The following is an 11,630-nucleotide window of genomic DNA, read 5'->3' on the forward strand; positions in this document are numbered from 1 at the left end:
GCCGATGCTCAAGACCGTGCTCAACGTCGGATGCGGTCAGCGCGCCATCTCGATCCTCGGCACCTCCCTGCCGGCGGATGAGTGGCGGGAACTGCGTCTCGACATCGACCCGGACGTCGACCCGGACATCGTCGCCTCGATGACGGATATGGCCCCGGTGCCCGACGGGTCGGTGGACGCGGTCTGGTCGTCCCACAACCTGGAGCATCTCGACCCGCACGAGGTGCCGGTGACGTTGAGGGAATTCCTGCGCGTCCTCAAGCCGGGCGGCACGCTCCTGCTGACCGTGCCCGACCTGCAGGCGGTGGCGAAGCTGGTGGCGGAGGATCGGCTGGACGAAGCGGTCTACGAGTGCAGGCAGGGCCCGATCCGGCCGTTGGACGTCATCTACGGCTACGGTCCGGCCCTTGCCGCCGGCAACCGCTTCATGGCCCACCGCACCGGCTTCACCCCGAACCTGCTGGGGCGCCTGTTGCAGGAGGCGGGGTTCGAGCCGGTGGCGATCTGGCGGCGGGCGGCGGCTTACGAGTTGCAGGTCAAGGCCCTCCGTCCCCCCGCCTCGGCGGCGGCGCTGGAGGAGTTCGGCTCGCTCCTGTGAACCCCGGCCCTGCGAACCCCGGCGGGCTGACGCCCCTGGGTCAGGCTCATCCAGGTCCGCGGCGGGTTGCGGGCCTTCTTTGCGGAATCGGCGGCACGCGATGAACTATCTCTTTGTCCACCAGAACTTTCCGGGCCAGTACCAGCACATCGTGCAGCATCTGGCGGCCCAGCCGGGCAACCGCGTGGTCTTCATCTCGCACGAAAGCCCCGCGTCGATTCCCGGCGTGGAACGCGCCGTCTATCAGCCGTTCCGGACCGCGAAATCGACGACCCACCATTACATCCAGGAACTGGAACTGGCGGTCGTCTACGGGCAGAGCGTCTACGAGGTCTGCCGCCGCCTGAAAGCCGAGGGATTCCGCCCGGACATCATGATCGGGCACAACGGCTGGGGCGAGACGCTGTACATGAAGGACGTCTGGCCGGACGTTCCGCTGCTCGCCTATTTCGAATTCTTCTATCACCTGCGGGGGGCCGACATCGGCTTCGACCCGATGATGGCGGTCACCGAGAACGACGGCCCGCGGGTGCGCACCAAGAACGTCATCAACACGCTGGGCTTCGAGGCTGCCGACTGGGGCCAGACGCCGACCGGCTGGCAGTGGTCGCTTTACCCCGACTACATGCGTTCCCGCATCAGCGTCATCCACGAGGGTGTGGACACCACCATCGTCCGCCCGGACGCCGACGCCTGGCTGCGTCTGCCGTCGGGCCTGACGCTGACGCCCAAGGACGAGGTCATCACCTACGTCGCCCGCAACCTGGAGCCCTACCGCGGCTTCCACGTCTTCATGCGCGCCCTGCCGGGCATCCTGAAGCGGCGGCCCAGGGCCCATGTGCTGATCGTCGGCGGCGACGAGGTCAGCTATGGGCAGGTGTCCCCCGACGGACGGAGCTACCGCGACATCCTGATGGCCGAGATCGGTTCGGGGATCGACCGGAACCGTGTGCATTTCCTGGGCAAGCTTCCTTACGGCACCTACCTGTCGGTGCTCCGCGTCTCGTCGGCGCACATCTACCTGACCTATCCCTTCGTTCTGTCCTGGTCCTTCCTGGAGGCCATGGCGGCGGGCTGTCTGGTCATCGGTTCCGCCACCATCCCGGTGGAGGAGGTGCTGCGCGACCGGCAGAACGGCCTGCTGGTGGACTTCTTCGACGGGACGGCCCTGGCCGACCGCATCGACGAGGTGTTCGAGCACCCCGACCGGATGCAGACGCTGCGCGACCGGGCGCGGCGGACGGCGGTGGAGAATTACGATCTCCGCACCGTCACCCTGCCCCGCCACCTCGCCCTGATCGACGATCTGATCGCCGGGCGGAACCCCGCGGAAAGGATGCCGAAATGAACGCGTGGAGCGACGGCTACAACGCCGACATCGCCTACACCCACGGTGCCTACCGCGAGCTGTCGCCCGGTTACCTGTCCTACGTCTGCCTGCTGAACGGTGTCCGCCCGCCCCGCACCGACCGTCCCTTCCGCTATTGCGAACTGGGCTGCGGCCAGGGCGTGACCCTGAACATCCTGGCGGCCACCCACCCTCATGGGCGCTTCACCGGGATCGACTTCAACCCGCTGCACGTCGCCGGCGCGCGCCGGCTGGCCGAGGACGCCGGGCTGGCCAACGTGGACTTCCATGAGCGCAGCTTCCAGGAGGTGGTCGCCGGCGCGCTGCCCGCGGAGGAGTCCGGCGAGGGCTTCGACTTCATCGTCCTGCACGGCGTCTACAGCTGGGTCAGCCCGGAGAACCGCCGGGCGGTGGTGGACATCCTGGAGAGGATGCTGAAGCCCGGCGGGCTGGTCTTCGTCAGCTACAACGCCATGCCGGGCTGGGCGCCGGTGCTGCCCCTGCAGAAGATGATGCTGGCCCACGCCGCGGCCAACCCGGCCCGCAGCGACCGCCAGTTCGATGCGGCCCTGGCCTTCATCAACCGGCTGAACGAGGCCGGCGCCGGCTATTTCGCCATCAATCCCACCGTCGCGCAGCATCTCGGGACGATCGCCACCCAGAACCGCCAGTATCTGACCCACGAATATCTGAACACCCATTGGGAGCCGCTGAGCCACAGTCAGGTGGCGCAGGACATGGCGTGGGCGAAGCTGGGCTATGCCTGTTCAGCCAACATCCCGCACAATTTCGACGAGCTGTCGGTGCGCCCGGAACTGCGGCCCATCCTGGCCGAGATCGCCGACCCGGTGATGGCGGAAACGGTGCGCGACTTCGCCATGAACCAGGTGTTCCGCCGTGACATCTACATCCGTGGCCTGGACCGGATGCCCGCCGCCGAGGCCGCCGGCGCGCTCCGCCGCCTCCGCTTCACCCTGACGGTTCCGCGCGAGAAGGCCAGCCTGGCGGTTCCGGTGCCGTTGGGCGAGTTGCGCCATGACGAAAGCCTCGGCCTGCCGATCCTGGACGCGCTCGCCACGGGCACGCCGAGCCTGGGCGCGATCGAAGCGATGCCGGAAATGGCCCGTCACGACTTCGGGACCATCTCCCGTTTCCTGGCCCTTCTGGTCTCCGCCAACCACGCCCACCCCTTGGCGGAGCTTTCGGAGACCGCGCGCGAGGCGTCCCTCCGGCTCAACCGGGCGATCGCCCAGCGCATGCTGATCGACGAGAGCCTGTTCTTCCTGGCCGCGCCCACGGTCGGGCTGGGCATCGGGGCCGACGCCCTGGAACGCCTCGTCCTGGCCGGGCTGTTGTCCGGGCAGCCGCTGGACGTCCAGCCGCTTGCCGGCTTCGTGACGGACGCCCTGCGCGCTCTGGGCCGCTCGGCCGTCGCGGAGGACGGGTCGGCCATTTCCGATCCCGTGGCCATGCGCTCTCTGGTCATCCTGAGGCTGGCCGACTTCCTGCCGCAGAAGCTGCCGGTGTGGCAGCGGCTCGGCATCCTGTGACGGCGGTCTGAAGGCGTCTGGCGACGGAACCGTCAGACGCCCAGCCGCGCCGCCACCTCGTCGGCGATCGCGAGGCATGAGGTCAGGCCCGGCGATTCCATGCCGAACAGATTGACCAGCCCCGGGACGCCGTGCACCTCCGGCCCCTGGATCAGGAAATCGGCCTGCGGCTGGCCGGGGCCGCTCAACTTCGGGCGGACGCCGGAATAGGCCGGCACCAGGGCGCCGTCGGGAAGGTCCGGCCAGTAGCGCCGCACCTCGCCGTAGAAGCCATCGGCCCGCCTTGGGTCGACCCGGTAATCGAGCCGGTCATGATCGGCGGGGTCCAGCCACTCCACGTCCGGGCCGAAGCGGGCCTGCCCGGCCAGATCCAGCGTCAGATGGACACCCAGCCCCCCTTCCACCGGCACCGGGTAGACCAGCCGCGCGAAGGGCGCGCGCCCTTGTCCCAGCGCGTAATAGTTTCCCTTGGCCAGCACCCGCGGCGGTACATGCTCCGCCGGAAAGCCTTCAAGCCCGCGCGCGCCCCCCCAGGCTCCCAGCCCGGCGGCGTTGACCAGAGTGTCGCAGGCGATGCGCGTCGGCTCCGCCCCGCCGACCTCCAGCTCGAAGCCATCCGCGCGGCGGTGGGTGTGCTCCAGGGGGCTGAGGAAGGCCAGCATGGCGCCCGCCGCCTCCGCGTCGCCCTGCAGGGCCAGCATCAGGCCGTGACTGTCGATGATGCCGGTGGACGGCGACAGCAGCGCCCCGACGCAGCGCAGGGCTGGCTCCAACGCCCGGGCCTCGGTGGCGGAAAGGGCGGCGAGGTCATCCACCCCGTTGGCGACGGCCTGGGCGCGGATGGCCTCCAGCCGGGGCAACTGGGCCTCCTCGGTGGCGACGATCAGCTTGCCGATGCGCTTGTGCTCCACCCCATGCTGCGCGCAATAGGCGTAGAGCGCGTCGCGACCGGCCACGCACAGGCGGGCCCGCAGGCTGCCCGTCGGGTAATAGATCCCCGCATGGATGACCTCGGAGTTGCGGGAGCTGGTGCCGGTGCCGATGGCGTCCGCCGCCTCCAGCACCACCACCTCGCGGCCGGCGCGGGCCAGCCGCCAGGCTACCGCCAGGCCGATCACCCCGGCTCCGGCCACCACGCAGTCCACCCGCTCCATCGTTCGTCTCCGGCCAGTGCGAAAGGCTGATCGGGCGCAGGACCGATCGTGGCGACAAAGCCGCAAAAGCGTCGGTTTGCGCAAGAGGGATGGCGGAAAGGCCAGCGGGCATCCCCGGACGAACCACTCCCCTGCGGCCGGTCACGCCACAAGAGGCGTCCGGATGGGCAAAGCCGGCTCAAGGCAGATCATCCGCCGGATTCGCTTCGCCGCTCGAATTACAACATAGAGAAACCATGAAACGCGCCCGTGATAAAGAAGACGCCAACGCCTTACTTTAAACAAGCAAACGGCTGATTTGGGGAAGACTCTTTAGGGATCATTGAATGAAGGCCGGCCGTTTCTGACTTGGATTGATGTTTTTCACAAACATCTTCCTTTTTTGAAGGGTGGGGCTCATGAGCAATCCGGATTACACGTTTCCTGTATCCGCGATCACGGCAAGTGGGCGCATTGAAATCGATTCATTGCTTTCGGGATACAAGTGGGGCGCGGGAAGTCAGCCCGGAACCGGGGTTTCCCTGACCTATTCTTTCGGCGCCGCCGGCCTTTCCGCCTATCGGGACGGTTATCTCACACCGGACCCGGGCAGCGTCTGGACGCTGTCCGGAACGGCCCAGGCGGCGATCCGGCAGGCGCTCGGCACCTGGACGGCGGTGGCCAACATCAGCTGCATCGAGGTTCCTGAAAACGCCTTGTCCTGCGGGGACATCCGCTTCGGAGGAAGCGGCGTGCCGGACACCGCCTACACGGTCATGCCCGTGGTGGATCTGCCGGAAGCGGGCGACGTCTGGTTCGGCACGACCTTCGCCGATCCCGGCCTGTCCTGGACGCCCGGTTCCTACACCTACCAGACCATCGTGCACGAGCTTGGGCACGCCTTCGGCCTGAAGCATCTGCATGAGGAATACGGAGGATTCCCGGTCGCTCCCACCGGGATCGACTACCAGCTCTACAGCACCATGAGCTACCGGTCCTTCCCCGGAGCGTCCCCGAGCATGGGCTACTGGCAGGATCGCTTCCCCACCACCCCCATGGTCGACGACATCGCGGCCATCCAGTATCTGTACGGCGCCAACATGTCCACCAACGCCGGGGACACCGTCTATTCCTGGGCGCCGGGACAGGCGATCTTCGAAACGATCTGGGACGGCGGCGGCAACGACACCATCAGCTGGGCCAACCAGACGACCGACGCCCGGATCGACCTGCGCCCCGGCTCCTACAGCGACCTTGGACCGTCCTGGAAGGCCGGATTCTATCTGGAGCCCCGGACGCTCGGCATCGCCTACGACTGCTGGATCGAAAACGCCATCGGTGGGTCGGGGAACGACCTTCTCATCGGCAACGCCCTCGACAACGCCCTGTACGGCGGCGCGGGGAACGACACCCTGATCGGGGGGGCCGGCAACAACCTGCTGGACGGCGGAGAGGGGTTCGACGCGGCGGTGTTCGAAGGGGCGCCCTCCTCCTACACCATCCTCCACACCGGCGCCGGCGAAGTGACCGTCAGCGGTCCCCAGGGCGTCAACACCCTGCGCAGCATCGAAAACCTGTCCTTCGGCGACCTGACCCTGGCGTTGAGCCGGGACGCCACGCCGGGCACGGTGGCCAGCACCTTCTTCGGGGTGGCCAACAGCGCGTCCGGACGGCAATTCCTTCAGGAGGCCTCGGCCTATTCGGGACCGGTGCAGAACCTGCAATGGCAGCTGATCGGCAGCAACGACGGCGAGGCGATCGTCGGCGGCGCCGGCAACGACTTCATCAACGGCCTCGGCGGCATGGACGCGATCGATGGCGGGGCTGGGGACGACGTGCTCGATGGCGGCACGGGGTCGAACTTCCTGACCGGCGGGGCCGGGCACGACACCTTCTTCCTGGACGGGCGCAGCGGCGATCCCGTCTGGTCGACCGTGACCGACCTGGAGGCCGGGGAACTCATCACCGTCTGGGGCTGGCAGCCGGGCCAATCGACCCTGACCTGGGAGGACTGGCAGGGGGCCGGCGGGTTCGAAGGGGCGACGGCTCACATCGACCTGGATGGAAATGGCCGGATCGACGCGAGCGTGACCTTGAGCGGTCACGCCGTCTCGTCGCTGTCCACGATGCCCGGGGTCGTCGGGGACACCGCTTATCTGGGCATCCGGCTGTTCGGGTAGGGCGCCGACGCCCTGTGGCGCTCCCTTCCTTTCCTGCAATGCGGCTTTACAACACCGGAGCGGCGTGCCAACGTCCGCGCCGTGGCGCGAGCCGTGAAACGATCCAAGGTTGTTGCAGCGCCCCATCGGCGACGTACACCGCAGAATGCAGACGCTGATTCGCCAGCCTGATTCCTGTTTCTTTCACATGTGCCGCTCCATTCATTGTGCGTCCGTGAATGAAGAAGGCAAAGGCGGTCGTGAGTCGTAAAAATATTGCGATCATCGCAAGTGTTCTGATTGTGGTTGTCTTTTCGCTGGTGTCGATGTTCGTGTTTCTCGGCGGCGAGGGGCGGGGGCTTCTGCAGTTCCACGTCTTGCCGGCGGAGAGATGGGGCATTCCCGCCGACCTCGAGAAAAGGGGCTTCGAGCCGCTGCTGACGGTGCCCGGCCACAGCGGCTGGGACGGGCAGTTCCACTTCTACATCGCGAACGATCTGCTCCTTCAGAAGGACACGGCCCAGCACATTGACGCGCCGACCTACCGTTACCAGCGGATCGGCTTGCCGTTGCTGGCACGCGGCCTCGCCTTCCTGACCCTCGGCGACTGGGTGAGCCCGCTCGTCTATTGGGGCACGAGCGTCCTCCTCGTGGCGGCCGGCACCGCCGCCTTCGCTTGGCTGCTGGCGTCCGTGGGTCTTTCGCCCTGGCTGTCGCTCGTCTGGGCGCTGTCTGGCGGCGTCCAGGTCACGATGCTCAGCGGGCTGCCGGACGCCGCGGCCGACGCGCTGTTCCTGATCGCCCTGGCCTGCCTCTGCGCACGCCGCCTGTGGGCCTACGCCCTGGCGGGCACGCTGGCCGTGCTGACCCGCGAGACCTTCGTCGTGGCGGCGGCGGGGCTGTTCCTGTTCCAGGCCGCGACCGCCTGGCGGGCCGGGCGGCTGTTCAGCCGGAGCGGGATCCTGGGGCTGGTGCCGATGGCGCTTCCCGGGGTGGTGGCGATCCTCTGGCAGGTTTCCATCCTCCTCCGCTTCGGGGAGCTTCCCTCCCAGGCACCCGGCGTCGCCGGAGGGCTGTTCAATTTTCCGCTCCAGGGGTGGTTCGAAACGCTCGTCGGCACCTACCGCGGGACGCATCCCTTCGCGGGGGCCTCGGTGCCCAGCAGCGAGTTCTGGCTCCAGCCCATGCATGGCGTCCTGATCATCACGGCCGTGACCGCCTGCGTCGCGTTGCTGCGGACGAAGCGCCACCAGCCGGCCATGGGGATCGTTGCGGCGGCGGCCCTCCCCTTCGCGCTCCTCGCGACGATGCTCGGCATCGGCGTGACGGCCTTCTGGACCGGCTATCTGAAGGCCACCTCCTTCCTGTTCGTGCCGGTCCTCCTGTCCTTCGCCCTGCTTCCGCGATGGGGGGCGGCGGTGTTGGGAAGCGTGATCACCCTGATGCTGGCGCTGCATCAGGTTGCCTTCTGGAATCGCAACCTGAGCGACGCGACCATCGGCGCCAACCAATACACCAACATCGAATTCCTGCTCAACCGACCGCCCTCCAGCTTTCCCGAGCGGCTGGACTGCCTTGGCGAGTACCGCTCCAACCTCCGGCTCGTGGGCATCGAGCCGTTCGAACGGCGCGCCTTCTTCCGGGCGGCCTTGGGCCGTTCGGCGCGTTACAAACTGCGGATCAACGTGACGAACGTGACCTCCCGGCCCTGGCGCTACGCGCAGGGCGACGGCTCCGTCTATCTCACCGGTCGGTGGGTGGACCCCGTCACGAGGGAACTGGTGAGCTTCCCCCGCCCGTCGCAGATCGGCGAAGAGCTGAAGCCCGGCGAGAGCCGCGAGTTGCCGCTGATCGTCGACGTGCCCGCTAACGCCCCGCGGGCCGACCTGATCATCACGATGATCCAGGTCGGATGCGCCTGGTTCTCCGAAGCGGGCGACCCCGGCGCCATCCGGATAACCCTGCGGTGACAACCCGCCACCGTTTCCTTGCGGTGCTCGGCAAATCCCTTGCCCGGTGCCGCGGCGGCCGGTAAACCTGTCGCCGCCATGGGGCGGCGGTCGTGACACCGGTGGTTGAAGCCGGGAGCTGGCATGGCCCGGCACGAAAAGACGACCAGCACGGGAAACGGATCGGATGGAACGTCCGCAAGACACCGAAGACTTTCATCGCGCCGCGCGATCGCTTCTGGAAGCGTCCGCGCGGGTCGGGTCCAATCCCCTCTACGTCCAGGGAGCCGGCGGCAACACGTCGCTGAAGATGGGTGACGTGCTGCGGGTGAAGGCCTCCGGAACCCGGCTGGCCGACGCGCTGGTCTCGGACGTGTTCGTGGACGTCAGCCTGTCGCGGGTCCGCCAGGGTGTGCGCGACGGCGCCGCCGATCCGGTGGCCGGGGCCGCCCTCGGCGCCGGCGGGCTGCGCCCGTCCATCGAGACGACGCTCCACGCGCTGATGCCGCATCCGGTGGTCTTCCACGTCCATTGCGTGAACACGCTCGCCTGGGCCGTCCAGCCCGCCGCGGCAGCGGCGCTCGTCGCGCGGCTGGACGGGCTGGCCTGGGCGATGGTCCCCTACTGCAAGCCTGGCCTGGACCTGACGCGGGCGGTCGCGGCCGCGGTCGCGGAACGGCCCGCCGATGCGCCGGCGGATGTGGTGATCCTGGCCAACCATGGCCTGATCGTCGGCGGCGCCGACTGCGCGGCGGTGGAAGCCCTGCTCGACGAGGTGGCCGGCCGGCTGCGGGTCGCCCCCCGTCCCGCCGGGAACCCCGACCGGGCACGACTGGAGGAAATCGCCGCAGGCAGCGGTTACCGCCCGACCCGCCGGGACGAGGCGCACGGGCTGGCCCTGTCGCCGGCCGCGGTGCGGATCGCGGCGTCCGGCTCGCTCTATCCCGACCATGTCGTCTTTCTCGGCCCAGGGGTGGCGGTCGCCGAGGACCGCGCCGCGCTGGACCGCGTGGTGTCGGCCAGCGGCGCCCTTCCCTTCCGTCCCGTGGTGCTGGTCCCCGGCGCCGGCGTCCTGGTGCCCGAAGGGCTCGGCGAGGCCGGCGAGGAAATGGTCGCCGCCCTCGCCATGGTCGTTGCCCGGATTCCCGACGGCGCCGGCGTGTCCTGCCTTTCCGCCGCCGACGAGCAGGCCCTCCTGAACTGGGACGCGGAAAAGTACCGCCAGTCGCTCCAGACCTCGCAAACCCTCCAGCCACGCTGAACCGCCATGCAGATCGTCATTCCCATGTCCGGCTTCGGCGAGCGTTTCCGCCGCGCCGGCTACACGGTTCCGAAGCCGCTGATCGAGGTCGACGGCAAGCCGATCATCGAGCATGTCGTCGGGCTGTTCCCCGGCGCCACGTCCGTCTTCTTCATCGTCAACCGGGATCACCTGGACGAGCCGGCCTACCGCCTGCGCGAGACGCTGGAGCGGATCGCCCCGTCGGGCCGGATCCTGCCGATCGATCCGCACAAGCTGGGGCCGATCAACGCCGTCCTCCAGGTGGCCGACGCCATCGACATGGACGCGCCGACCATCGTCAATTATTGCGACTTCACCTGCCTGTGGGACTTCGACGCCTTCCAGGCGCACGCGCGGGAGACCGGCTGCGACGGCAGCGTCATCGGTTACACCGGCTTCCACCCGCACATGCTGGGGTCGACCAACTACGCCTACGTCCGCAGCGAGGGCATCTGGGCGCGCGACATCCAGGAGAAGAAGCCTTTCACCGACCGGCCGATGGACGAGTTCGCGTCCAGCGGCACCTATTATTTCCGCACCGGCGCGGTGATGCGCGAGTGCTTCGAAGAGACCATGCGCCGCGGGCTGATGGTCAACGGCGAATATTATGTCAGCATGGCCTACAAGCCGCTGCTGGACGCCGGACGCCCGGTCACCGTGTTCCCGGTCGAGCATTTCATGCAGTGGGGCACGCCCCAGGATCTGCAGGAATACCGGTGGTTCTCCGACGCCTTCCGCCGCCAGGGCACGCCGGAGGCCGCGATCGCCCCCCGCCACGCCGGCACGGTCATGGTGCCGATGGCCGGGGCCGGTTCCCGCTTCGCGGCCCGCGGCTACACGCTGCCGAAGCCGCTGGTGCCGGTGTCCGGACGGCCGATGGTCGAACAGGCCGTGCGCGACCTGCCGGACGCCGACCGGCGGCTGTTCGTCCTGCGCCGCGACATGCCCGGCGCCGAGGCCTGCGCCGACGCCCTGCGGTCGGCCTTCGGCAACGCGGAGATCACCATGATCGACGCGCTGACCGACGGGCAGGCGCGCACCTGCCTGCTGGGGCTGGACGGCGTCGACCTCGACCGGCCGCTGACCATCGGCGCCTGCGACAACGGCGTTCTCTATGACGCGGCGGCCTTCTCCGCCCTGATGGACGATCCGGAGACCGACGTGATCGTGTGGGGAGCCTGCGGCTATCCAGGCGCCTTGCGGGCGCCACAAATGTACGGCTGGATCGACGCCGGGGACGGCCGGGTCCGCAATGTCTCGGTCAAGGTGCCGCTGGACGACCCGTCCCGCGACCCGGTGATCGTCGGCACCTTCACCTTCAAGCGGGCCGGCGACTTCAAGCGGGCGGCGGAGCGCATGATCGCCGCCGACCGCCGGGTCAACGGCGAGTTCTACGTGGACAGCTGCATCAACGATGCGGTCGAGATGGGCCTGTCCGTGCGCCTGCTGGAGGTCCACTCCTACCTGTGCTGGGGCACGCCCGACGACCTGGAAACCTACGCCTACTGGCAGTCCGCCTTCCACAAGTGGGCCAACCATCCCTACCGGCTGGAAGCGGACCCGGACGTCGCCGATGCCGGAGTCTCCGGCCAGCCGGCCTCCGCGTAACCG

General features: G+C 68.4%; 8 protein-coding genes. 7 read left to right on the plus strand and 1 reads right to left on the minus strand.

From position 1 onward, the window contains the following. Positions 1-4 precede the first annotated feature (4 nt). The 3 genes from Sp245p_RS26515 (at position 5) to Sp245p_RS26525 (ending at position 3,496) form a co-directional block, all read left to right on the plus strand. The gene (locus Sp245p_RS26515; protein WP_014200290.1) at positions 5-598 is read left to right on the plus strand and encodes a class I SAM-dependent methyltransferase; all 594 of its coding nucleotides are present in this window, start codon (positions 5-7) and stop codon (positions 596-598) included. Between the two features lie 100 nt (positions 599-698). Then, positions 699-1,946, plus strand: coding sequence for a glycosyltransferase family 4 protein (locus Sp245p_RS26520; protein ID WP_014200289.1), 1,248 nt, complete (start codon positions 699-701; stop codon positions 1,944-1,946). Beyond that, positions 1,943-3,496 (plus strand): class I SAM-dependent methyltransferase, encoded by a 1,554-nt coding sequence (locus Sp245p_RS26525; protein ID WP_014200288.1) that lies wholly within the window; start codon positions 1,943-1,945, stop codon positions 3,494-3,496. Before Sp245p_RS26520 ends, Sp245p_RS26525 begins: the two co-directional genes overlap by 4 nt. 32 nt (positions 3,497-3,528) lie before the next feature. On the opposite strand, the gene Sp245p_RS26530 is transcribed toward Sp245p_RS26525, so the two are convergent. Further along, on the minus strand, positions 3,529-4,650 hold the full coding sequence (locus tag Sp245p_RS26530; RefSeq protein WP_014200287.1) for an NAD(P)/FAD-dependent oxidoreductase: 1,122 nt from the start codon (positions 4,648-4,650) through the stop codon (positions 3,529-3,531). Between the two features lie 467 nt (positions 4,651-5,117). Here Sp245p_RS26530 and Sp245p_RS36345 point away from each other — a divergent pair, with 467 nt between their 5' ends. From Sp245p_RS36345 to Sp245p_RS26550, 4 genes are all read left to right on the plus strand, one after another. Further along, complete coding sequence (locus Sp245p_RS36345) at positions 5,118-6,809, plus strand: M10 family metallopeptidase (RefSeq protein WP_014200286.1); 1,692 nt, start codon at positions 5,118-5,120, stop codon at positions 6,807-6,809. 218 nt (positions 6,810-7,027) lie between these two features. Further along, complete coding sequence (locus Sp245p_RS26540; protein ID WP_420867262.1) at positions 7,028-8,758, plus strand: AZOBR_p60025 family cell surface glycopolymer formation protein; 1,731 nt, start codon at positions 7,028-7,030, stop codon at positions 8,756-8,758. A gap of 166 nt (positions 8,759-8,924) precedes the next feature. Beyond that, positions 8,925-9,998, plus strand: coding sequence for a class II aldolase/adducin family protein (locus Sp245p_RS26545; protein WP_014200284.1), 1,074 nt, complete (start codon positions 8,925-8,927; stop codon positions 9,996-9,998). A 6-nt stretch (positions 9,999-10,004) separates the two neighbouring features. After that, complete coding sequence (locus tag Sp245p_RS26550; RefSeq protein ID WP_014200283.1) at positions 10,005-11,627, plus strand: NTP transferase domain-containing protein; 1,623 nt, start codon at positions 10,005-10,007, stop codon at positions 11,625-11,627. Positions 11,628-11,630: the final 3 nt, after the last annotated feature.

The organism is Azospirillum baldaniorum (genome assembly GCF_003119195.2).
In the GTDB taxonomy this organism is placed as follows: domain Bacteria; phylum Pseudomonadota; class Alphaproteobacteria; order Azospirillales; family Azospirillaceae; genus Azospirillum; species Azospirillum baldaniorum.